Annotated in this window: 23 protein-coding genes and 1 pseudogene; 8 read left to right on the forward strand and 16 right to left on the reverse strand. The window is 52.4% G+C overall.

Going from position 1 to position 22,450, the window contains the following annotated elements:
- Window positions 1–179 precede the first annotated feature (179 nt).
- From BSZ31_RS14435 to BSZ31_RS14465, 7 genes are all read right to left on the reverse strand, one after another.
- On the reverse strand, window positions 180–1,487 hold the full coding sequence (locus tag BSZ31_RS14435) for a citrate synthase (protein ID WP_105029330.1): 1,308 nt from the start codon (window positions 1,485–1,487) through the stop codon (window positions 180–182).
- 26 nt (window positions 1,488–1,513) lie between these two features.
- On the reverse strand, window positions 1,514–1,786 hold the full coding sequence (locus BSZ31_RS14440) for a succinate dehydrogenase assembly factor 2 (RefSeq protein WP_105029331.1): 273 nt from the start codon (window positions 1,784–1,786) through the stop codon (window positions 1,514–1,516).
- 72 nt (window positions 1,787–1,858) lie between these two features.
- Window positions 1,859–2,575: a succinate dehydrogenase iron-sulfur subunit gene (locus BSZ31_RS14445; protein WP_105029332.1), complete on the reverse strand. Its 717-nt coding sequence runs from the start codon at window positions 2,573–2,575 to the stop codon at window positions 1,859–1,861.
- A gap of 22 nt (window positions 2,576–2,597) precedes the next feature.
- Window positions 2,598–4,379 carry a succinate dehydrogenase flavoprotein subunit gene (gene sdhA, locus BSZ31_RS14450; RefSeq protein WP_105029333.1) on the reverse strand — a complete coding sequence of 594 codons (1,782 nt, stop codon included), beginning with the start codon at window positions 4,377–4,379 and terminating at the stop codon, window positions 2,598–2,600.
- Window positions 4,380–4,381: 2 nt separating this feature from the next.
- Window positions 4,382–4,762, reverse strand: a complete 381-nt coding sequence (gene sdhD / locus BSZ31_RS14455; RefSeq protein WP_168427069.1) for a succinate dehydrogenase, hydrophobic membrane anchor protein — start codon at window positions 4,760–4,762, stop codon at window positions 4,382–4,384.
- A complete protein-coding gene (gene sdhC / locus BSZ31_RS14460) occupies window positions 4,762–5,175 on the reverse strand; it encodes a succinate dehydrogenase, cytochrome b556 subunit (protein ID WP_105029335.1) in 414 nt (137 codons plus the stop codon). Before sdhC ends, sdhD begins: the two co-directional genes overlap by 1 nt.
- A 195-nt stretch (window positions 5,176–5,370) precedes the next feature.
- Entirely contained in the window at window positions 5,371–6,099 is a 729-nt protein-coding gene (locus tag BSZ31_RS14465) for a GntR family transcriptional regulator (protein WP_168426999.1), read from the reverse strand.
- A gap of 160 nt (window positions 6,100–6,259) precedes the next feature.
- Between BSZ31_RS14465 and BSZ31_RS14470 the strand changes: the two genes are divergently transcribed.
- Entirely contained in the window at window positions 6,260–7,246 is a 987-nt protein-coding gene (locus BSZ31_RS14470) for a malate dehydrogenase (protein WP_105029336.1), read from the forward strand.
- Between the two features lie 87 nt (window positions 7,247–7,333).
- A complete protein-coding gene (locus tag BSZ31_RS14475; protein WP_105029337.1) occupies window positions 7,334–8,311 on the forward strand; it encodes a CoA ester lyase in 978 nt (325 codons plus the stop codon).
- Window positions 8,312–8,323: 12 nt separating this feature from the next.
- Here BSZ31_RS14475 and BSZ31_RS14480 read toward each other — a convergent pair whose 3' ends face one another.
- Together BSZ31_RS14480 and BSZ31_RS16955 are read right to left on the reverse strand one after the other, a co-directional pair.
- Window positions 8,324–8,608: a DUF1330 domain-containing protein gene (locus BSZ31_RS14480; protein WP_105029338.1), complete on the reverse strand. Its 285-nt coding sequence runs from the start codon at window positions 8,606–8,608 to the stop codon at window positions 8,324–8,326.
- 15 nt (window positions 8,609–8,623) lie between these two features.
- Window positions 8,624–8,770, reverse strand: a complete 147-nt coding sequence (locus BSZ31_RS16955; RefSeq protein WP_168427000.1) for a hypothetical protein — start codon at window positions 8,768–8,770, stop codon at window positions 8,624–8,626.
- Between the two features lie 159 nt (window positions 8,771–8,929).
- Between BSZ31_RS16955 and BSZ31_RS14485 the strand changes: the two genes are divergently transcribed.
- Together BSZ31_RS14485 and rlmF are read left to right on the forward strand one after the other, a co-directional pair.
- Window positions 8,930–10,942, forward strand: a complete 2,013-nt coding sequence (locus BSZ31_RS14485) for an AsmA family protein (RefSeq protein ID WP_146106711.1) — start codon at window positions 8,930–8,932, stop codon at window positions 10,940–10,942.
- A complete protein-coding gene (gene rlmF / locus BSZ31_RS14490) occupies window positions 10,939–11,847 on the forward strand; it encodes a 23S rRNA (adenine(1618)-N(6))-methyltransferase RlmF (RefSeq protein ID WP_105029340.1) in 909 nt (302 codons plus the stop codon). Before BSZ31_RS14485 ends, rlmF begins: the two co-directional genes overlap by 4 nt.
- A gap of 16 nt (window positions 11,848–11,863) precedes the next feature.
- Here the strand turns inward: rlmF and BSZ31_RS14495 are convergent, their stop codons facing one another.
- The 7 genes from BSZ31_RS14495 to prpR form a co-directional block, all read right to left on the reverse strand.
- The gene (locus tag BSZ31_RS14495; protein ID WP_008248518.1) at window positions 11,864–12,085 is read right to left on the reverse strand and encodes a hypothetical protein; all 222 of its coding nucleotides are present in this window, start codon (window positions 12,083–12,085) and stop codon (window positions 11,864–11,866) included.
- A 98-nt stretch (window positions 12,086–12,183) separates the two neighbouring features.
- Window positions 12,184–12,342: a YqaE/Pmp3 family membrane protein gene (locus tag BSZ31_RS14500; RefSeq protein WP_105029341.1), complete on the reverse strand. Its 159-nt coding sequence runs from the start codon at window positions 12,340–12,342 to the stop codon at window positions 12,184–12,186.
- A 55-nt stretch (window positions 12,343–12,397) separates the two neighbouring features.
- Window positions 12,398–12,856, reverse strand: coding sequence for a carboxymuconolactone decarboxylase family protein (locus tag BSZ31_RS14505; protein WP_206018620.1), 459 nt, complete (start codon window positions 12,854–12,856; stop codon window positions 12,398–12,400).
- A gap of 28 nt (window positions 12,857–12,884) precedes the next feature.
- Window positions 12,885–13,283: a VOC family protein gene (locus BSZ31_RS14510; RefSeq protein ID WP_105029342.1), complete on the reverse strand. Its 399-nt coding sequence runs from the start codon at window positions 13,281–13,283 to the stop codon at window positions 12,885–12,887.
- Between the two features lie 34 nt (window positions 13,284–13,317).
- Window positions 13,318–14,109, reverse strand: a complete 792-nt coding sequence (locus tag BSZ31_RS14515; protein ID WP_146106712.1) for a helix-turn-helix domain-containing protein — start codon at window positions 14,107–14,109, stop codon at window positions 13,318–13,320.
- Window positions 14,110–14,174: 65 nt separating this feature from the next.
- Window positions 14,175–14,582 (reverse strand): alternative ribosome rescue aminoacyl-tRNA hydrolase ArfB, encoded by a 408-nt coding sequence (gene arfB, locus BSZ31_RS14520; protein WP_105029344.1) that lies wholly within the window; start codon window positions 14,580–14,582, stop codon window positions 14,175–14,177.
- A gap of 4 nt (window positions 14,583–14,586) precedes the next feature.
- Window positions 14,587–16,182 carry a propionate catabolism operon regulatory protein PrpR gene (gene prpR / locus BSZ31_RS14525; RefSeq protein WP_105029345.1) on the reverse strand — a complete coding sequence of 532 codons (1,596 nt, stop codon included), beginning with the start codon at window positions 16,180–16,182 and terminating at the stop codon, window positions 14,587–14,589.
- 195 nt (window positions 16,183–16,377) lie between these two features.
- Here prpR and prpB point away from each other — a divergent pair, with 195 nt between their 5' ends.
- From prpB to prpF, 4 genes and pseudogenes are all read left to right on the forward strand, one after another.
- Window positions 16,378–17,259 carry a methylisocitrate lyase gene (gene prpB / locus BSZ31_RS14530; protein ID WP_105029899.1) on the forward strand — a complete coding sequence of 294 codons (882 nt, stop codon included), beginning with the start codon at window positions 16,378–16,380 and terminating at the stop codon, window positions 17,257–17,259.
- Window positions 17,260–17,319: 60 nt separating this feature from the next.
- Window positions 17,320–18,479: pseudogene (prpC, locus tag BSZ31_RS14535) on the forward strand (2-methylcitrate synthase).
- Between the two features lie 2 nt (window positions 18,480–18,481).
- Window positions 18,482–21,100 carry a Fe/S-dependent 2-methylisocitrate dehydratase AcnD gene (acnD, locus tag BSZ31_RS14540; RefSeq protein ID WP_105029346.1) on the forward strand — a complete coding sequence of 873 codons (2,619 nt, stop codon included), beginning with the start codon at window positions 18,482–18,484 and terminating at the stop codon, window positions 21,098–21,100.
- Entirely contained in the window at window positions 21,097–22,296 is a 1,200-nt protein-coding gene (prpF, locus tag BSZ31_RS14545) for a 2-methylaconitate cis-trans isomerase PrpF (protein ID WP_105029347.1), read from the forward strand. Before acnD ends, prpF begins: the two co-directional genes overlap by 4 nt.
- The last annotated feature ends 154 nt before the right edge of the window (window positions 22,297–22,450 follow it).

Below are 22,450 nucleotides of genomic sequence, written 5' to 3' on the forward strand. Positions count from 1 at the left end.
CCCCTGCCCCTAACCAGATAGCAAAAAGCAGCCAAAAAAAGACTGCTTTAAGAGTTAAGCCCAAAGGATATCAGATTAGAGAAAGCGCACTAAAGCCCTAACGAGGATGAATGTGAAAAATGTGGTGAAAATGAAAAAAGCCACCCGAAGGTGGCTTTCTGTTTCAACTGCAGTGTCAATCAACGCTGGTCGATTGGCTTCACGTTGCGGTGCGCTGCACCATTGAACAACTGGCGTGGACGACCGATTTTGTATTCGGGGTCTGCAATCATTTCGTTCAACTGGGCGATCCAGCCCACGGTGCGGGCCAACGCGAAAATCGCTGTAAACAGTGGCACAGGAATACCGATAGCCTTTTGAACGATACCTGAGTAGAAATCCACGTTCGGGTACAGTTTGCGCTTTACAAAGTATTCGTCTTCCAGCGCAATTTTTTCCAGTGCCATGGCAATCTTGAACAATGGGTCGTCATGCAAGCCCAGCTCGTTCAACACTTCGTGACAGGTTTCACGCATCAGCTTGGCGCGTGGGTCGTAATTCTTGTACACGCGGTGGCCAAAGCCCATCAAGCGAACGCCTGAATCCTTGTCTTTTACCTTGGCAATGAAATCGCCAATTTTCTCAACGCCGCCGTTGGCCTGAATTTCAGTCAACATATTCAAGCAGGCCTCGTTGGCGCCACCATGTGACGGGCCCCACAGACATGCTACGCCGGCCGCAATCGCAGCAAAAGGATTCGTACCAGATGATGCGCACAGGCGAACTGTAGAAGTGGAAGCGTTTTGCTCGTGATCTGCATGCAAAATGAAAATACGGTCCATCGCGCGCACCAGCACGTCGTTGACCTGGTACTCTTCGCACGGATTACCGAACATCATGCGCATGAAGTTGGCGGTGTAGCTGAGCTCATTCTTGGGGTAAATATTGGGTGCGCCAATGCCATATTTGTAGGCCATGGCCACCAGAGTTGGCATTTTCGCGATCAGTCGGATTGCAGAAATGTCACGCTGGTTTTTGTCCAGCAGGTTCATGGAATCTGGGTAGAAAGCAGACATACCGCCCACCAGACCAGTCATCACCGCCATGGGGTGCGCATCGCGGCGGAAACCACGCAGGAAGAAGTTCATCTGCTCGTTGACCATGGTGTGCTTGGTCACCAAGTCGTCGAAGGTTTTCTTTTCTGCCACATTGGGCAACTCACCGTTCAACAGCAAGTAGCACACGTCCATGAAGTCGCAGTGCTGCGCCAGTTGCTCAATGGGATAGCCGCGATACAGCAGCTCGCCCTTGTCACCGTCAATATAGGTAATGGATGAATTGCAGGAGGCTGTGGACAGGAAGCCTGGGTCGTAGGTGAATTTGCCAGTGGATCCGTACAGCTTTCGGATGTCGATCACATCGGGACCAATGGTACCTTTGTGAATGGGAAATTCTACCGAAGGGGTGCCGTCTGAAAAAGACAGCGTGGCCTTGTGTTCTGTGCTCATCGGATTTCCTTCTAATGGGATTGAAATTAAAGTTCTCGCATCATCTGGATCACCTTGCGCACACCAGGTGTATCCAGATCCCCTTCCGGCTCTTTTCGGCCCAGGAATAGGTCAAGCAACACGTTGTCAACCTCTTCAAACAGCACAGTCAAGGCCTGCACGTCGTCGTTGGTCAATTCCATTTCATGCTTGTCGAAAAATCGTTCGATAATCAGGTCGTTTTCCAATAGACCTCGCCTGGCGCGCCAGCGTAAACGGGCACGTTGAGTTGGATCCGCCTGATGACTCTGATTAGACATAAACTACAACAAAAAAACGGGGTTTTGCAGTGCACAACCCCGATTTGAATAAAAAAAATCCGAACAAGGGTTCTAGACGGCGCGACGCACCATCAATTCCTTGATCTTGCCAATTGCCTTGGTGGGGTTCAAGCCCTTCGGACACACGTCTACGCAGTTCATGATGGTGTGGCAGCGGAACAAACGGTATGGATCTTCCAGGTTGTCCAAGCGCTCGCCGGTGGTTTGATCGCGGCTGTCTGCAATGAAACGGTAGGCTTGCAACAGGCCAGCTGGACCCACGAACTTGTCAGGGTTCCACCAGAACGATGGGCAGCTGGTTGAACAGCATGCGCACAAAATACATTCGTACAGACCATCCAGTTCTTCGCGCTCTTCGGGTGACTGCAAACGCTCCTTTTCAGGAGGGGGTGTGTCGTTCACCAGGTAAGGCTTGATGGAGTGGTACTGCTTGAAAAACTGGGTCATGTCCACGATCAGGTCGCGCACTACGGGCAAACCTGGAAGCGGTTTGAGCACGATGGGCTGCTTCAGGTCGCGCAGGTTGGTAATACAAGCCAAACCGTTTTTGCCGTTGATGTTCATGGCATCAGAACCGCACACGCCTTCTCGGCATGAACGGCGATAGGCCAGTGATTCATCCACGTCGCTCTTGATGCGCATCAGCGCGTCGAGCAACATTTTGTCGGTTGGCTCCAGCTCAACTTCCAGCTTTTGCATTTTTGGCGCTTCGCCGGTATCCGGGTCGTAGCGATAAATTTCAAAACGTACGATTCTCTTTTCGCTCATTTTCTGTACCTCTTAACCTTGATTAGAACGTCCGCTTTTTGGGCTGGAAGGTTTCAACTGTCATTGGCTTCAGGTTCACTGGCTTGTAGTCCAGGCGATTGCCCTCGGAGTACCACAGGCTGTGACGCATCCACTTGTCATCATCGCGTTCAGGGAAATCGCGGTGAGCATGCGCACCACGGCTTTCTTCACGCGCTGCGGCGGACACCATGGTGGCCTTCGCAGTTTCCTGCAAGTTGGCCAGTTCCAATGCTTCTACCAACGCAGTGTTGAACACTTTGGATTTGTCTTTCAAATGAATGTGCTCGGCTTGTGCGGCCAGATCGTTGATCTTGCTCACGCCCGCTTCCATCAACTCGGTGGTGCGGAACACGCCACAGTGGTACTGCATGCCCTTGCGAATCGCATCGGCCACAACTCGGGTGTTCTCGCCGCTGGTCGATGTCATCAGCTTGTCAACGCGCGCCATGGTCAGGTCAGTGCCATCGGCTGGCAATTCCTTGTGGCTGCGGGCTTTCAGGTTGCTGTTCACAATGTGGTTACCTGCTGCACGACCAAATACGATCAAATCGAGCAAGGAGTTGGTACCCAAACGGTTTGCACCGTGAACGGATACGCAGGCGCATTCGCCGATGGCGTACATGCCATTGATGATTTCGCTGGGGCCGCCCGGTACTTTGGGAGCCACAACCTGGCCGTACACATTGGTTGGAATGCCGCCCATTTGGTAGTGAATGGTTGGCACCACAGGAATTGGTTCTTTGATCGGGTCTACGTTGGCGAACTTGATCGCGATTTCGCGAATCGAAGGCAAACGCTTCATGATGGTGTCGGCACCCAGGTGATCGAGCTTCAACAACACATAATCTTTGTTGGGACCACAACCGCGGCCTTCCTTGATTTCCTGGTCCATGGAACGTGACACAAAGTCGCGTGGAGCCAAGTCTTTCAAGGTTGGAGCGTAACGTTCCATGAAACGCTCGCCTTCGCTGTTGAGCAAAATACCGCCTTCGCCGCGAACACCCTCAGTCACCAGAACACCTGCACCAGCCACACCAGTTGGGTGGAACTGCCAGAACTCCATGTCTTCTAGAGGAATGCCAGCGCGGGCTGCCATGCCCATTCCGTCGCCGGTGTTGATAAAGGCGTTGGTGGATGCATCCCAGATGCGGCCTGCACCACCGGTGGCAAACACGGTGGTTTTGGCTTCCAGCACCATCATCTCGCCGGTTTCCATTTCCAGGGCGGTTACACCTACCACATCACCATCGGCGTCACGAATAATGTCAAGCGCCATCCACTCTACAAAAAACTGGGTACGCGCGCGCACGTTGCGCTGGTACAAGGTGTGCAACAGCGCGTGGCCTGTGCGGTCAGCTGCAGCGCAAGCACGTTGAACAGGCTTTTCGCCGAAGTTGGCTGTGTGGCCACCGAATGGGCGCTGATAAATGGTTCCATCGGGGTTGCGGTCAAAAGGCATGCCAAAGTGTTCAAGTTCGTACACAACTTTGGGGGCTTCACGACACATGAATTCAATTGCATCCTGGTCGCCCAAGTAGTCAGAACCTTTCACGGTGTCGAACATGTGCCAGTACCAGCTGTCGTCGGACATATTGCCCAGCGACGCGCCGATACCGCCCTGCGCGGCCACGGTGTGTGAACGTGTGGGAAATACTTTGGACAGCACGGCTACATTCAGACCAGCCTCTGCCAACTGGAGCGAACAGCGCATACCCGCGCCACCCGCACCTACGATCACCGCGTCGAATTTGCGACGAGGAAGGGAAGTTTTAACTGCAGTCACTTTTAGACCCTCCAGAGAATGTCAGCAGCGTAGCCGGCTGCACCAAGCAACCACAACGCCGTAAAAACTTGCAATGTGAGACGAATTCCGGTGGGCTTGACGTAGTCCATCCAGATGTCGCGAATACCGATGTAAGCGTGATAGCACAGTGACAGGATTGCCAGCAGTGCGAGAATTTTACCCAACGGGAAAGACAGCACGGTGAAGTTGAAGAAACCAACCCACTTCACGTAATCGAGATCGGGAGTAAACAGCACAGCCAGAAACAGGCCGATTGTGTACACGGCCATGATGACCGCCGTGATGCGCTGGGCGACCCACTCTTTCAGGCCGTAGTGTGCGCCAACCACCAGGCGCTTGGAACCAATGTTATTGCCCATAATTAAAACACTCCGAACAGTTTCAGGCCGAACAAAGCGGTCAGGCTCAAACTGACAGCAAACACAATACCCGCACTTTTGCTGGCTGCGTACTTTTCAGTGCCCACATGCATGTCGAGCACCAGGTAACGAATGCCCGCGGCAAAGTGATGCAGATACGACCAGATCAGGCCGAGCAATACAATTTTGACCAGCGGGCTGCTGACCAGGGATTGCATTTCAAGGAAGGTGAGTTCGGAAGTGATGCTTTTGTCGAAAAGCGGAAGCAAAATGACGGGAAGCGCCAAGAACAGCACAGCGCCACTGACGCGGTGCAAAATTGACAGCTTGCCAGCCAAGGGCAGCCTGTATTTCAGGATTTGTGTGACATGTATGTTCCGGTATTCCGGACGTTTCTTCGCAACAGTGTTTGACATGCTCGTGTTCTTATAAAAGTGATTGGAAATCGGGCATTCGCCCTTGGCCTTCCGGCCTGAATCCTTTAAAAAAACCAATATCGGACAACGATATATTTTGAACCAAATCAATCAAGGCTTAAAGCGGGAAGTTTTTGATTTTGAGCACCAAATGACGCAAATGCATTCTTTTGCCCGCTAAAGACTTGTATCAATTCAATACAATTCATTCCTGTATGAAAACTTGTCAGTTAAATACCAGCCGCGACGCAGCTCTACTGGTTTGTCAGCATACGTCATTGACAGGCGCTCGACCAGCAACAAAGGTGTCCCTTCGGCAACCTGCAAAATATCTGCATGTTCGGCCTGCGCACTGACAGCCTTGATGTGCTCATTGGCCCTCAACATGCGTACATTAAAGCTGCTCTCGAGGAAACCATACAGGGTGGAATTCCACTGCTGAAGACGCTCAAGAGTGAGGCCCTTGTATTGGGAAGCTGGCAGCCAGATTTCATCAAAAATACGGGGTACACCATCGAAGCGCATTACTCGCTTGACCACGAATACGGAATCGCTGGGTTTGATGTCGAGTAACTTGGCAATCTGTGAACTGGCACGAACCCGCTCTACCGACAAATAGGTGGATTTGGGTTTCACGCCAGGCTCTTCATCGGCGGCAAGACGCAGGAACCGATATTCTGATTTAGCCTCGTTGTGCGTGGCAACAAAAGTACCTCGCCCCTGCTTGCGGTCAACCAGGTTTTCAGCGGCAAGCTCGTCAATCGCTTTGCGCACCGTGCCCTGGCTTACCCCATAGCGGGCAGCAAGCTCGGTCTCAGACGGAATAAGCTCACCCGGCTTCCATTCGCCATCTTGGAGGCTTTTCAACAGCAAACCTTTGATTTGCTGATAAAGCGGGCTGAACGTTGGATTAACGGGTTGCAAATTGTGTCTCGGTCTTGTTTTTTCGGATTATTGTGTATCTTATATCTTATAGATGACTTTTAGAAGTTAATCCCCTCTAATCCACCAAGTTAGTCAACAAGGTGTCAGCGTTTGGCGCTAAACTATGGCCTTCGATTTTTAATCCTTTGGAGTGTTTGACATGACCAAACCCGCAATGCGTGTTGCCGTTACAGGCGCTGCCGGCCAAATTGGCTACAGCTTGTTGTTCCGTATCGCCAATGGCGACATGCTGGGCAAAGACCAGCCCGTAATTTTGCAGTTGCTGGACATTACCCCCGCCCTGCCCGCAGTGAAGGGTGTGGTCATGGAACTGGAAGACTGTGCATTCCCGTTGCTGCAAGGCGTGGTAATTACAGATGACCCCGCAACCGCTTTCAAAGACGTAGACGTAGCACTGCTGGTTGGCGCACGCCCACGCAGCAAAGGCATGGAGCGCAAAGACCTGCTCGAAGCCAACGGCGCAATTTTCACAGTTCAGGGTAAAGCACTGAACGACAACGCCAAGCGTAGCGTGAAAGTACTGGTTGTGGGCAACCCAGCAAATACCAACGCCTACATTGCACAACAGTCTGCCCCTGATCTGGACCCGAACTGCTTCACCTCCATGCTGCGCCTGGACCACAACCGTGCGTTGAGCCAAGTAGCCGCCAAAACCGGCAAGCCAGTAGCGTCAATCGAGAAGCTGGCAGTGTGGGGCAACCACTCTCCCACGATGTATGCCGACTACCGCTTTGCAACCATTGACGGTGCATCTGTAAAAGACATGATCAATGACCAGGAATGGAACGCCAACACTTTCTTGCCAACAGTGGGCAAGCGCGGTGCCGCCATTATTGAGGCGCGTGGCTTGTCTTCTGCTGCCTCTGCTGCCAATGCTGCGATCGACCACGTTCGTGACTGGGTTCTGGGCACCAACGGCAAGTGGGTAACCATGGGTATTCCTTCTGACGGTTCTTACGGCATTCCTGAAAAAACCCAGTTCGGCTTCCCTGTGACCTGTGCCAACGGTAAGTTTGAAATCGTGAAGGGCCTGGAAATTGATGCATTCAGCCAGGAGCGCATCAACATTACCCTGAACGAACTGATGGAAGAACGCGAAGGCGTGAAGCACTTGCTGAGCAAGTAATTTGCGAGCATTTCGTGATAAAAAGGGCCAGCAGAGATGCTGGCCTTTTTTATTTGCATTTGAAAGAACACTGCGAAGGACTACCGCGTGAAGAAGCACAACCTGGATTTGGCAAACATTTCCACAATTTTGTACAGCGAAGACCACGCACAGGTGAACCTGCCGGTGTGTGACCACTACACAGGCCGCCCCAAGTATTTTGAGAAGGCTTTGCAGATTCGCGCCGAAATTGGAGCCTGCTTCGACATTACGCTGGACTTGGAAGATGGTGCTGTAGTGGGCCATGTGACCGAAATTGCAACATGGGCTGCACAAAGCCTGGTCGATTTTTCAGCACGGTATGGCGGCGAAACACGCAGACCGGGCGTTCGACTGCACCCGGTGCAAGACCCTGCGTTTGAACAGGAGTTGCCAATTGTGTTGCGCGAAGGCGTGCCCTTGCCCGCCTACTTGATGTTACCAAAGCCTGAAAACTTTGACGACGTCAAACTGGCGATTGGCCGTATTCGTGAACAATGCGCCAAGGCGGGCGTTGAAGCGCCACCCATGCACGTGTTGATTGAAACCCACGGAGCCCTGGCGGCTGTGCATCAAATTGCTGGCCTTGAAGAAGTTGAGTCACTTTCGTTCGGAATAATGGATTTCATTTCGAGCCACCGGAGTGCAATTCCCAAAACCGCTTTGAATTCGCCGGGTCAATTCGAAAACCCGCTGGTGCGCAGGGCTAAACTTGAAATTTCAGCAGCCTGCCATCGATTTGGCAAAGTGCCTTCGCACAACGTGACCCGCAATATTCGTCAGCCAGAAATGGCGGCCGAGGATGCGACTCGTGCGAAACGCGATTTCGGCTTCACACGAATGTGGAGCATTCATCCGGATCAGATTGTTCACATTGTATCGGCCATGCTGCCCACCGATTCCGAGGTAGATGAAGCCGTGCTGGTATTGACCGAGGCGCAGAAAGCTGAATGGGGGCCGATTCAGATCAAGGGTGAACTGCACGACCGTGCTAGTTACAGATACTTTTTTGAAGTGCTCAATGCGCGATCAAATCGCGGCGGTTAAAAAGATAAAAACTCAAGCCTTGAAGGAAGTGAGCAACACCTTTGCAGCCTCCTCTCGCAGCGGTATCAGCGCCTGATAAGTGTCTGATTCAAACCAGCCGTGGGCTGCATCTAACGTAGGAAAGCGTATCACCACAATGTCTGTGCAGGAATTTTCAAGCGCCAAATCAAAGGCCTTCACTCCCCTGAAAACCAATTCCGCATTCCAGGCAGCAAGAGTGCCGGGCACTTGGTCCCGATACTCTTGCCACTTGAGTGGATCGATGATGTTGATTTGACCAACCACGTAAGCACTCATAACAGACAACCAGTTTTAGCAGTTGCCCTTTTTAGCTTGCCCGGGCGGGCAATGACCACCGCCATGGCCACCTGGATCAACCACAACGGAACCCGCAGGGGTGTACACTGCACAACTACTCAAAGCAAACATCAATGCCATCATGGAAAACAATGTTTTCATGTTTCATACTTCCTGAATAAAAGAAATCAATCGAATTGAAATATTCCGTATAACGGGTACAACACACTTAGGTTGACTGCTTCTTGCCAGTATGCGTTAAGCACAGCAAGAAGTGCGAGACCACAACCGAATTCTTGCACCAGAGAATCAGGAAAACACTTGAAAAGTACACCGATTACCTTAAAGCTTTATCAGCAAAAGCCTTTTCGAATAATGGCTTGGGCGACACTGGCTTTGCTTGTTTTGGCTGTGGGCATATTTGAACTAATGGGATGGCCCTTTTTGGCAAAACCAGCCGAGCAATGGCTGAGCGAAACACTTGAAAGAGATATTCAACTGACGAAACCGGATGAAAGTGACCCTCGTTTTAAACTGCGCTTGATTGGTGGCATTCGATTGAACTTGAGTCATTTTGAGGTGGGCTCACCTGCCTGGAGCCAGTCGCCTTTTATGGTTAGAGCGGAAAACGTATCTGTTGGACTGCGCTATGTTGATCTGATCAAGTGGGCCAACACGCCGGAATCTGCCCTGAGAATCAAGTCGCTGACAGCAACATTGCTGAACGGCAATTTCGAGCGCCTGAAAGACGGGCGCGCCTCCTGGCAATTTGCCAAAAACGAACCAGACACAGCGCCTGCTCCTGCTCCGGAGTTTGGTTTCTTGGCCATTCAGAAAGGCCAGATCACCTATCGGGATGAGCCCCTTGATCTTGATCTGGATGCAACACTGAGCCTGCAGGAGGGAGAGATTGGAGCCGATGCGCTAACTGTTATGGCACTGGGTTCGTATCAAGGTAAAAAGCTTGATATCCAACTGAAATCAACCGGTGTGCTGCCTTGGGTGGCCAAGCAAGGCGAGCCAATTCCGGTGGAGTTGAACGTGTCTTTGGGTCGAGCCCGATTGGACTTTAAGGGGAACGCCGCCGACGCGCTGGGCATGCAGCAACTGTCTGGACAGTTTGCTGTAAGCGGATCATCCCTTGCCGCAGCCGGCCAGGCGCTGGGAGTCACTTTGCCGAACACGCCGGCCTTTCGCACCGAAGGTAACTTGGTGCGCGACGCAGACAACTGGCAGGTCAACATCGACAACGCAACAATCGGCAGCAGTCGTTTGAACGGGCGCTTTGTTTATAAAGGTGGCAAAACACAACCCCTTCTGACCGGAGAACTGAAAGGACCATCGCTGGTACTGGCTGACCTGGGCCCTACCGTAGGTGCACCGGCTGAAAAACAAGTTGCGGCGGCCACAAGCAAAGGCAGAGTGTTACCGGACAAACCCTTCGATCTTCCTTCCCTGAGGGCAATGGATGCTGATGTAAAAATTGACATCGACAATCTGGATTTGGGCAGCGAGATATTGAAGCCACTTCGACCCTTGCGGGCACATTTGGCTGTCACTGAGGGTGTCTTGACCATTTCGGACATTCAAGCAAAAACAGCAAAGGGCGAACTTGCTGGCTCGGTGCAATTGGATGGGCGAGAAGATATCGCTATTTGGAATGTGGACCTGAACTGGGCCAATGTGCAGCTTGAGCAATGGCTGAACATACCAAGGCCAGGCAATGAGCCGCCTTATGTAACCGGCACCATGAATGGTGCTGCCAAACTGAGTGGGCAAGGCCGCTCGACTGCTGAAATACTGGGCAGCCTGGCTGGCAATGTACGAACACAGGTGCGCAATGGCACCATGTCGCATTTGATCGTTGAGGCTGCTGGCCTGGATGCTGCCGAGGCGCTCGGTGTTTGGTTTCGGGGTGATGACGTGTTGCAAATGACCTGTGCGTTTGCCGATCTGGATGCAAACAATGGCGTACTACAACCCAAGGTATTTGTGATTGATACTCAAGACTCCGCAATGTGGGTCAATGGCAGTATTTCGATGAAAACAGAAGCCTTGAATTTGAGGGTGGTTGTAACACCCAAAGACTTCAGTCCGGTTAGCCTGCGTACGCCTTTACTGATCACTGGCACCATGGGCTCACCCGATGTATCCCTTGAAAAGGGTCCAATTGCTGGCAAGGTGGCTGGCGCGGTGTTGCTGTCGCTGCTAAACCCATTTGCGGCACTGATTCCATTTTTGGACACAGGTGCGCCCGATTCTGCCGAGAATGCCAACAAAACCGGTTGCTATGATTTGGCGGCGCGCAGCAAGGCCCAGCGAGAGAAAAATTGACCAAAACACTTCACCCCAATAACGCGCACAAAGACGGTTACGATTTCGATGCCTTGGTGTTGACTTACCCTGCCCTGAAAAAATTTGTTAAGCCCAATAACCATGGCCGAAACTCCATCGATTTCGCCTCGCCTGCTGCGGTAAAGGCATTGAATTGCGCACTGCTGAAACACCACTACGGCATCGCACAGTGGAACGTGCCAGAGGGCTACCTGTGCCCGCCGATTCCCGGCAGGGTGGATTACATTCACTATGCGGCAGATTTGCTGTCGAGCTGCGGGATTAAGGCATCGGATTCAAGGCAAGTCAAAATGCTGGACATTGGCACAGGGGCTAATGGCATTTATTCTTTGCTGGCAGCAAAAGTATACGGCTGGCACTGCACTGGCAGTGAAATTGACCCGGTTGGCTTGAAAAATCTTGCCTCGGTGCTGGATAAAAACGACGATCTGAAGCGCTTGATTGATCTGCGCCTGCAGCGGGATAAACGGAAAATATTGGAAGGTGTGATCAAGGCAGGTGAGAAATTTGACCTGAGCGTGTGCAACCCGCCATTTCACGCCTCACAGAAAGAAGCCATAAAAAGCAATCAACGAAAAGTGAATAGCCTGGCTTTTAATCGTGGAGAAAAACCCGGTTCAAAAGCACCTGCAGGCTTGAATTTTGGTGGGCAGAAAAATGAATTGTGGTGCGAGGGTGGGGAAATTGGTTTTCTGCAAACCATGATCAACGAGAGCGCGCGATTTGGTAAACAATGCAGGTGGTTTACCACGCTGGTATCAAAGGCCGAAAATGTACCGCAAGCCAAATGGCACATGCGCAATGCGGGTGCACGGGATATTCTTGAAGTTGAAATGGAACAAGGCAACAAGACCACGCGCATTGTGGCGTGGTCATTTGCATAGTTGAGCGCTGGACAAACTAGCGGCGACGACCACCCACCAGCAGCAGGAACGCCCCGGCAACTATTGCACCCACGCCTGCCCACATGGGAACATTGACCTCTTTTTCCTGATCCACCGTGATCTCGAGTGAACCAATTTTTGCTGCGGTTGACTCTTCGGTGTAGCTAAAGCCCCCGTAGACCAGTCCCAAGGTGCCGGCAACAATCAACAGAATTCCAATCAGTTTGGTGGCTTGCATGATCATTTCCTTTGATGTTGTGATTGTCCGAGTACTAACGGACAGCAAGCCAACTCGATATACACAGTATTTGGTGTTTTTGCCTTGACGCCCAAAAGCTAGCGTTTTGCAATGATATACACCGCATGCACAATGCCCGGAATGTAGCCAAGCAAAGTCAAAATGATGTTGATCCAGAAATGCTTGCCCAGGCCTTCTTGCAGAAATACGCCCAATGGCGGCAACAGGATGGCGATCAATATGCGAATCAGGTCCATTCGATTTCCTTGAAATTAAAAATTGAGTATGGGAATAAACAATCCAGATGCTATATCAACTAGCGCCACCGACGGGGTAGCGACTGGAAATTGCCACACGATTCCACGCATTGATCAACACCGCCAACCATTCCACTGCCGAGATTTCTTGTGGCGACAGCACGCTGCTTGCGTGTTGATAAACGGAGTCGGGTACCTGACCCTCGGAAATTAACGTAACCGATTCACACAAAGCCAGCGATGCACGCTCTTTGTCATTGAAATATTGTGTATCACGCCATGCAGGAAGCACACTGATTCGATCCATACTTTCGCCTGCGGCCAAGGCATCACTCGTATGAAGCCGGACACAAAATGCACAGCCATTCAACTGTGAAGCGCGCAGGCGAAGCAAGTGTGAAAATCCTTCAGCCATGCCCGACGCTGCAACATGTTCATTAACCTGTCTGTCGAACGAAATCATTAATTGATAAAGCGCCGGAGCCGCCTTGCCCAAATTAACCCGATGTTCCACCAACCATCTCCTTGAAGTGAATGCCCGCTTATTGCGATGCTGAATCCAGGTGCTCAACGATATCAATTTTTATCCCTGCGGGGTCTTTTACTATGAAATGAATCTGCCCCCACGTTTCATGCTTTAAAGGCATCTCAACCATCAAATCCAGCTGCTGCGCCTTGTCATAAGCAGCAGAAGCGTTAACCACTTCGAACGTGATGACATGCCCTTCAGTGTTCATCAATGCATGCAGAAACTTGGGCTGCGAAGCATGTTCAGGTGCAAGAAAACCAAGTTGAACGCCTGTAGATGGCGACACCAGATGCAAGTAAAAATCAGGCTCGAAAAAAGCAGCATCGAAACCAAATACCGAGGTGTAAAAACTGCGCTGTTGATCCAGGTCGGCTGTGACCATGACCGGGAACATTGCCTGAATTTCAATCACTTTTGTGCTCCTTTCAAGATCAGGAACTCGAAGTTTATTTGGATGGGTTGATACTTTTCTTGTACAAAACGGACATTTTCATGAAGCGGCCGGGCGTGGCGCCCGTGAAATCCTTGAACTCACGAATGAAATGTGACTGATCGTAGTAAAACTGCGGCCAGGCTGGCCAATTGTGACAAGTGTTCATGTGGTGCAGCGTGGCTTGAAACCTTGCCACACGCAGAAAGTCTTTGGGTGACACGCCCAAATGCAAATGACTGATTCGACGCAATTGGCGCGCAGATACGCCACAGTCGAACGGGTTGGGATTGAAAACCGAGCGTATGAAACGAAGCAGACGGGCATCGATTTGGGGATGCTTCAAATGGGCCAACAGCAGCGATGAGATACGTTCACTGCGCATTGAAAAATCAGTCGACTGGTGCAGGGTCACCCGAATTTGCTCGATAAGCAAAGGATGGAGCAATCCACGTGTGTCAACATGACTGCCTGGATCAAGCCACTCACCCAATGGAGTTTCGATCAAGCCCTGAGAAGCCAACGCTCCAAATCGGATACCGAAATAGCTCGCCGGCCCAATGATGGCGCACTCCAGCGGCGCAAGAAAGGGCGTGATGACAAAGCCTTCTGATTGGTCATCCAGGTTGAAAATCAGATCCACACAATTGTCGGGCACACTGCGATAGATGTACTCACCCGGATCCACTGTCAGTTCCCAAAAACTGTTAACCCACAGACTTACCGGCGCATTCGCTGGACACACCTGATACGTGCCATTTTGCGTAACATGACCTTGCAAGGCGGGGTGAATGTGTTGAATTAACACTGAGGCTCCGGTTGCGGTTGGCTATCTACACTTACTATACCGTGAAAACTAGGTTGCAATAATCGTCAATCCTGAACCTTTCCACGCAGCGCCTTGACCTGCCCCCGAATGCTTTTGCCTTCCAACCTGCGACGTTTTGAACCCAGGGTGGGTCGGGTTTCACGGCGAACCTTGACAGGTTTGGCAACCTCGGCAATCAACTCGTTCAAGCGCACTAATGCATCAATGCGATTTTGCTCTTGGCTGCGCGTGGTTTGAGCCTTGATGACAATAACGCCGTCTTTGGTCAAACGTTGGTCTTGCAGGGCCAGTAATTTTTCCTTGATGAATTCAGGCAAAGACGATGAACGAATGTTAAAACGCAAGTGAATGGCACTGGACACTTTGTTGACATTTTGACCACCCGCGCCTTGGGCGCGAATGGCAGTGAATTCCACATCAGATTCGGTCAGGGTGGGTGGCGTGTAGGACATGTAGTTAGCTGCCCTTATTTAAACGCCAAACCGTAGACCTGCTAATGCCCAAACCTTCAGCCACCTTATTGACCTCGCCACCGACCAGGGTTAATGCCTGACGGACAATGCTTGAACGCTCAGACATAGGTGCCCTGCTATAAGCCAAGGCCAAAGTGTTCATATTATTCATCGTATCGGGTGCATTGTTTTGCTGCAAATGTGGCGTGGTCGAATTTTCCAGGCCCACGAGCAAGTCTGGAAACCAGGTGCGCCAGGACGACAGATCACTTTCTTGCAACATCAACACAGCCGCCCTGCGACACACATTCTTCAATTGACGGATATTGCCTGGCCAAGGCAAGGATTGAAGAACCGGCAAAGCCAGTTGAAGAAACCCATCAAATTTCGATTTGCTGACACGCACTGGCGTAGTCCTCAAAAAGTACCCGGCCAATTCGCCAATGTCTTCGGCACGTTCTCGCAATGGCGGGATATGAATCAGCATTTCATTCAAGCGAAAATAAAGATCTTCCCGAAAACGCCCTTCTTCAATGGCTTGCTGCAAATTCACGTTGCTGGCGGCCAGCAGCCGGAAATCAACCTTGCGGGAGGAGGCTGACCCAATTCGGCGCACTGTGTTGTCTTCGAGAATACGCAACAAACGCGTTTGAAAAGCCAAGGGCATGTCACCAATTTCATCGAGAAACACAGTGCCACCCTGCGCGCTTTCAAACATGCCCGCGCGCCCGCCTTTGACCGCCCCTGAAAATGCCCCCTCTTCGTAACCAAAAAGCTCGCTTTCGAGAAGACTTTCCGTGAGCGATGCGCAGTTGATGGCGACAAAAGGTTTCCCGGCGCGTGGGCTGGCAGTGTGAATCGACTGTGCCACCAGTTCTTTTCCCACACCGGTTTCGCCTTGAATAAGCACGGAAAAATCGATACCGCCACACAGGCGAATGGTGCTGCGCAGCTTTTGAACTGCCTGACTGTTGCCAATCAAATCTTGCTCGGTGTGATAGGTATAGGCTTGGCTACTTCGCCGAACGCCCCCTGTGGCCTTTGCACTGGCCAACCGTATAGCCTCCTCAAACGCCTTCACGACGCCTTGCCGGGAATAGATCAGAATCGCCTCCATGCCCATTTCTTGCGCGATTTCGGTCACCAGGCCTGGCCCCACCACCACCTTTACACCCAACTGGGCCAATTCCCGCACAGCGCGACGCGCGTCCTCCGGTGTGCGATATGTTCGGGTACTCAAGGGCACATCAAACGCTCGGGCAAACTGCTCGAGCTCATCAAACGAATGTTCGTAACTGACCAAGCCCACTGCCGCAGACGCTTTTCTGGCAGATGCCAAGGCTTGCATTACATCAAAACCGTCCGTACGAATAATGACCAGCGGCGCCTCAAGCTGGTTCTGCAAGAATGCGCCGTTTGAACCTGCGGCGACGAATACATCAGCCGTGTCGGTGTAATAACGGTTGCGTGCGTAGGCCAAGGCATCTTCATACGCCTTGGGCACCAATTCAATATTGGCTGAACCACTGTAATCGCGGGCAATCTCCCGCAATGTACCAGCCAATGCACTGATGCTGAACACCACAATTCTGGGTTTCATTCAAAACACCTTGAGTTTCATTTGAAACATAAAACCGTTTTATTTTACACAAACATGTTTCAAAACACCATCAAATTATTCTTGCAATTACTTGATATTAGCGCGACAAATCATTGATCTTATTTGAATATTTCATTATTTGTTTTGACTGGCACGAACCCTGCACTACATGGAGCATACAACAAGGAGAACACCATGACCCAACATTCCGCAGGCGCCCGTTTTCGCCAGGCAGTGAAAGAAGAACAACCTTTGCAAGTGATTGGCGCAATCAATGCCAATCACGCATTGCTGGCCAAGCGTGCCGGCTTCAAAGCCATTTACTTAAGCGGTGGCGGTGTTGCAGCCGGTTCATTGGGCCTGCCAGACCTGGGCATTTCTGGACTGGATGACGTACTGACTGACGTGCGCCGAATTACCGATGTGTGCGACACCCCCCTGCTTGTGGACGTAGACACTGGTTTTGGATCTTCAGCGTTCAACATTGCCCGCACCACCAAAGCCATGATGAAAGCCGGTGCTGCCGCCATGCACATTGAAGACCAGGTGGGCGCAAAGCGTTGTGGTCACCGCCCCGGCAAGGCGATTGTGACTCAAGCTGAAATGGTAGACCGCATCAAGGCCGCCGTGGACGCACGTGGTTCAGATGATTTTGTAATCATGGCCCGCACCGATGCGCTGGCGGTTGAGGGGTTGCAGTCTGCAATCGACCGTGCCTGCGCCTGTGTGGAAGCTGGCGCCGACATGATTTTCCCGGAAGCAATGACCGAACTGAGCATGTACCAGCAGTTTGTAGATGCAGTGAAGGTGCCCGTATTGGCCAACATCACTGAATTTGGCTCAACACCGCTGTTCACCACCGAAGAATTGAAAGGTGTGGGCGTGGGCTTGGTGCTGTACCCCCTGAGCGCCTTCCGTGCCATGAACAAAGCCGCGCAGAATGTGTACGAAGCTGTTCGCCGTGACGGCACGCAGAAGAATGTGCTGGACACCATGCAAACCCGCATGGAGCTGTATGACAGTATTGGTTACCACGATTTCGAACAGAAACTGGACGCCCTGTTTCAGCAGAAATAACTTCAATAAAACACAATAAACATTTGTTATAAAAAACATTATTTTTAACAGGAGACAGCAATGTCTGAGCAACAAACAACAACTCCAGGCTTCAAGCCCAAGAAATCTGTAGCCCTTTCCGGCACCGCCGCTGGCAACACAGCCTTGTGTACCGTGGGCCGTACCGGCAACGACCTGGCTTACCGTGGTTATGACATTCTGGACCTGGCCACCACGACCGAGTTCGAGGAAATTGCTTATTTGCTGGTGCACGGCAAGCTGCCCACTGTAGCTGAGCTGGCTGGCTACAAACTGAAACTGAAAGCCCTGCGCGGCATTCCTGCGGGCGTGAAGCAAGCGCTGGAAGCCTTGCCCCCTTCAGCCCACCCCATGGACGTGATGCGCACTGGTGTGTCCGTGTTGGGTTGCCTGCAACCGAGAAAGACGACCACAACCACCCCGGCGCGCGCGACATCGCAGACAAGCTGATGGCCAGCCTGGGCAGCATGCTGCTTTACTGGTACCACTACAGCCACAACGGCAAGCGTATTGAAGTAGAAACCGACGATGATTCAATCGGCGGCCACTTCCTGCATTTGCTGCACGGCGAAAAGCCGCGTGACAGCTGGGTCAGCGCCATGCATACCTCGTTGATTCTGTACGCGGAACATGAGTTCAATGCATCCACATTCACCAGCCGCGTTGTGGCTGGTACCGGTTCCGACATGTACTCCGCCATTTGCGGTGGCATTGGTGCCTTGCGCGGCCCCAAGCATGGCGGTGCCAATGAAGTGGCATTCGAGATTCAAAAACGTTACGACAACCCGGATGAAGCAGAAGCCGACATTCGCGCACGCGTTGAACGCAAGGAAGTAGTGATTGGTTTTGGCCACCCCGTTTACACCGTGAGCGACCCCCGCAACGTGGTGATCAAGAAAGTGGCGGAAGACCTGTCCAAAGAACAGAACAACATGAAGATGTACAACATCGCTGAAAGGTTGGAAAGCGTGATGTGGGAAATCAAGAAGATGTTCCCGAACCTGGACTGGTTCAGCGCCGTGAGCTACCACATGATGGGCGTGCCCACTGCAATGTTCACCCCACTGTTCGTAATTGCCCGCACCTCCGGCTGGAGCGCTCACGTGATTGAGCAGCGCATCGACGGCAAGATCATTCGCCCAAGCGCCAACTACACTGGCCCCGAAGACCAGAAATTTGTACCCATCAAGGATCGCAAATAAGCATGAACACACAATTTCGTAAAAACTTGCCCGGCACCAAGCTTGATTTCTTCGACACCCAGGCGGCTGTTGATGCAATCGAGCCAGGCGCGTGGGACAAACTGCCCTACACCAGCAAGGTGCTGGCCGAGCAACTGGTGCGCCGTTGCGAACCTTCTTCGCTGAATGACAGCCTGAAGCAACTGATATACCGCAAGCGCGACCTGGATTTTCCCTGGTACCCAGCGCGCGTGGTCTGCCACGACATTCTGGGCCAAACCGCTTTGGTGGATTTGGCAGGCCTGCGCAATGCGATTGCAGACCAAGGCGGCGACCCATCGCTGGTGAACCCGGTGGTGCCCACGCAATTGATCGTGGACCATTCACTGGCTGTGGAATGTGGTGGCTTTGATCCCGACGCATTCCAGAAAAACCGCGACATTGAAGAACGCCGAAACGAAGACCGTTTCCACTTCATCAACTGGACCAAGACTGCATTCAAGAATGTGGATGTGATCCCGGCGGGCAACGGCATCATGCACCAGATCAACCTGGAAAAAATGTCGCCGGTGGTGCAGGTACGCGACGGCGTGGCCTTCCCCGACACCTGCGTGGGCACGGACAGCCACACGCCACACGTGGATGCGCTGGGCGTAATCTCGATTGGTGTGGGTGGTCTGGAAGCTGAAACCGTGATGCTGGGTCGTGCATCGATGATGCGCCTGCCCGACATTGTGGGTGTTGAACTGACTGGCAAACGCCAGCCCGGCATTACTGCAACCGATATCGTGCTGGAATTGACTGCGTTTTTGCGCAAGGAACGCGTGGTGGGTGCCTATATCGAATTTTTCGGTGAGGGTGCCAACAGCCTGACCATTGGCGACCGTGCGACCATTTCAAACATGACTCCGGAATACGGTGCCACCGCCGCAATGTTCTACATCGACGAGCAAACCATCGATTACCTGAAGCTGACTGGCCGTGAAGACGAGCAGGTGAAGCTGGTTGAACAATACGCCAAGCACACTGGCTTATGGGCCAACAAAATGACTGGTGCTGAATACGAGCGCGTGTTGACATTCGATTTGAGCAAAGTGGTGCGCAGCATGGCTGGCCCGTCGAACCCACACGCCCGCGTGGCCACCACCGATTTGGCAGCCAAAGGCATTGCAGGCAACCTGGATGCAGCGCGCGCCCAAGAGGCCGAGGGCCTGATGCCTGATGGTGCCGTGATTATCGCTGCCATTACCAGCTGCACCAACACCAGCAACCCGCGCAACGTAGTGGCTGCGGCCTTGTTGGCCCGCAAAGCCAATGAGTTGGGCTTGGTACGCAAACCCTGGGTGAAATCTTCTTTCGCTCCAGGTTCCAAAGTGGCCGAGTTGTATTTGAAAGACTCGGGCCTGTTGCCTGAACTGGAAAAGCTCGGCTTTGGTATCGTGGCGTTTGCCTGCACCACCTGCAACGGCATGAGTGGCGCGCTTGATCCTAAAATTCAGCAAGAAATTATTGACCGCGATTTGTACGCCACCGCTGTATTGAGCGGCAACCGCAACTTCGATGGCCGCATTCACCCCTACGCCAAGCAGGCGTTCCTCGCCAGCCCCCCTCTGGTGGTGGCTTACGCCATTGCGGGCACCATTCGCTTTGATATTGAGCGCGATGTGCTGGGTGTAGTGAACGGCAAAGAAATTCGCCTGAAAGACCTGTGGCCTTCAGATGAAGAAATCGATGCGATCGTGAATGAATTCGTGAAACCTTCACAGTTCCGCGAAATTTATATTCCCATGTTTGACCTGGGTGCCATTGAAGAAGCGAAAAGCCCACTGTACGACTGGCGCCCACAAAGCACCTACATTCGTCGTCCACCCTACTGGGACACGGAAGGCCAAGGTGCTTTGGCTGCTCGACCACGCACCTTGAAAAACATGCGCCCGCTGGCGGTACTCGGTGACAACATTACGACTGATCACCTCAGCCCATCCAACGCGATCATGATGAACAGCGCGGCAGGTGAATACCTGCATAAAATGGGTTTGCCGGAAGAAGACTTCAACAGCTATGCCACGCACCGTGGTGACCATTTGACCGCGCAACGTGCCACCTTCGCCAACCCCACCCTGCAAAACGAAATGGTTCGCGATGCAGACGGCAAAGTGAAAAAAGGCTCACTGGCCCGCATTGAACCGGAAGGCAAGGTAACGCGCATGTGGGAAGCAATTGAAACCTACATGGACCGTGGCCAGCCGCTAATCATCATCGCAGGTGCTGACTACGGTCAGGGTTCTTCTCGCGACTGGGCAGCCAAAGGTGTTCGTCTGGCCGGAGTAGAAGCAATTGTTGCTGAAGGCTTTGAGCGAATTCACCGCACCAACCTGATCGGCATGGGCACCCTGCCCCTGGAATTCAAGGCTGGTAACACACGCCACACCTACAACATCGACGGCACAGAGGTTTTTGAAGTGTTGGGCGAACGCAGCCCACGCGCAACCTTGACTGTGGTGATGACCCGCAAGAATGGGGAACGCGTCGAATTCCCTGTGACTTGCCGTTTGGACACGGCTGAAGAGGTTTCGATTTACGAGGCTGGCGGCGTTTTACAGCGTTTCGCGCAAGACTTCCTTGAAGGAACAGCTGCATGAGCAATCAACACACACAGCAATTGAAAGTACCCGCCACGTACATGCGTGGCGGCACCAGCAAAGGTGTGTTTTTCAGGCTGCAGGATTTGCCCGAAGTTTGCCAGAAACCGGGCGAGGCACGCGACAAACTTTTGTTGCGTGTAATCGGAAGCCCGGACCCCTATGGCAAGCAAATCGACGGCATGGGTGGTGCTACATCAAGCACCAGCAAAACCGTGATTTTGAGTAAAAGCAGCAAGGCGGATCACGATGTGGATTATCTGTTCGGACAGGTCAGCATCGACAAAGCCTTTGTGGACTGGAGCGGCAACTGCGGTAATTTGTCCTCTGCGGTGGGTTCATTCGCAGTGGCCAGTGGCTTGGTAGAGCCCGCACGCGTGCCACAAAACGGCACTTGTGTGGTGCGTATTTGGCAAGCCAATATTGGCAAAACCATTATTGCGCATGTGCCAATTACCAACGGGCTTGTTCAAGAAACCGGCGACTTTGAACTGGATGGGGTTACTTTCCCCGCGGCTGAAGTTCAGCTGGAGTTCTTGGACCCAGCCGATGAAGGCGAAGATGGTGCTGGCGGCAGCATGTTCCCCACTGGCAACTTGATTGATGACCTCGATGTTCCCGGCGTGGGTACATTGAAAGCCACTTTGATCAATGCGGGCATCCCCACCATTTTCGTCAATGCGGACAGCATTGGCTACACCGGCTGCGAACTGCAAGACGACATCAACAGCGACCCCAAGGCATTGGCGATGTTCGAAACCATCCGCGCCCACGGTGCCCTGAAAATGGGCTTGATCAAACACATTGATGAAGCAGCCAAACGCCAACACACACCCAAAGTGGCCTTTGTTGCACCACCGAAAACCTACACCAGTTCGAGCGGCAAGGCAGTTGAAGCTGCAAGCATCGATTTGCTGGTACGCGCCATGAGCATGGGTAAATTGCACCACGCGATGATGGGTACGGCCGCAGTGGCCATTGGTACAGCGGCGGCTGTGCCTGGCACCCTGGTGAATTTGGCGGCGGGTGGCAGTGAAAGAGAAGCCGTTCGCTTTGGCCACCCAAGCGGTACCTTGCGTGTGGGTGCACAGGCAGTACTTGAAAACGGCCAGTGGGCGGTGAAAAAGGCAATTATGAGCCGCAGCGCGCGCGTATTGATGGAAGGTTGGGTTCGCATACCCAACGATACGTTTTAAGTAATGGAACCAAGCTGATAAAGCTTGCCACTACATGCACTTCAGTTTTTTTTGGTGCAATGCCGAAAACTGAAGTGCGATTTTACAATCCCTGAAACTGTAGCTATGGGCAAAAGAGTGAGCAAGTACTCACGTCCCCCCACCCCTCTTTCTG

Source organism: Limnobacter sp. SAORIC-690, from assembly GCF_002954425.1.
GTDB classification, from domain to species: Bacteria; Pseudomonadota; Gammaproteobacteria; order Burkholderiales; family Burkholderiaceae_B; genus Limnobacter; species Limnobacter profundi.

Coding starts and splice junctions, on each gene's coding strand:
- BSZ31_RS14435 (WP_105029330.1), bottom strand. CDS start 1,487: ATGAGCACAGAACACAAGGCCACGCTGTCTTTTTCAGACGGCACCCCT.
- BSZ31_RS14440 (WP_105029331.1), bottom strand. CDS start 1,786: ATGTCTAATCAGAGTCATCAGGCGGATCCAACTCAACGTGCCCGTTTA.
- BSZ31_RS14445 (WP_105029332.1), bottom strand. CDS start 2,575: ATGAGCGAAAAGAGAATCGTACGTTTTGAAATTTATCGCTACGACCCG.
- sdhC (WP_105029335.1), bottom strand. CDS start 5,175: ATGTCAAACACTGTTGCGAAGAAACGTCCGGAATACCGGAACATACAT.
- BSZ31_RS14470 (WP_105029336.1), top strand. CDS start 6,260: ATGACCAAACCCGCAATGCGTGTTGCCGTTACAGGCGCTGCCGGCCAA.
- BSZ31_RS14480 (WP_105029338.1), bottom strand. CDS start 8,608: ATGAGTGCTTACGTGGTTGGTCAAATCAACATCATCGATCCACTCAAG.
- BSZ31_RS16955 (WP_168427000.1), bottom strand. CDS start 8,770: ATGAAAACATTGTTTTCCATGATGGCATTGATGTTTGCTTTGAGTAGT.
- BSZ31_RS14495 (WP_008248518.1), bottom strand. CDS start 12,085: ATGCAAGCCACCAAACTGATTGGAATTCTGTTGATTGTTGCCGGCACC.
- BSZ31_RS14500 (WP_105029341.1), bottom strand. CDS start 12,342: ATGGACCTGATTCGCATATTGATCGCCATCCTGTTGCCGCCATTGGGC.
- arfB (WP_105029344.1), bottom strand. CDS start 14,582: ATGTCCTACACGCCACCCACCCTGACCGAATCTGATGTGGAATTCACT.
- prpR (WP_105029345.1), bottom strand. CDS start 16,182: ATGAAACCCAGAATTGTGGTGTTCAGCATCAGTGCATTGGCTGGTACA.
- prpB (WP_105029899.1), top strand. CDS start 16,378: ATGACCCAACATTCCGCAGGCGCCCGTTTTCGCCAGGCAGTGAAAGAA.
- acnD (WP_105029346.1), top strand. CDS start 18,482: ATGAACACACAATTTCGTAAAAACTTGCCCGGCACCAAGCTTGATTTC.
- prpF (WP_105029347.1), top strand. CDS start 21,097: ATGAGCAATCAACACACACAGCAATTGAAAGTACCCGCCACGTACATG.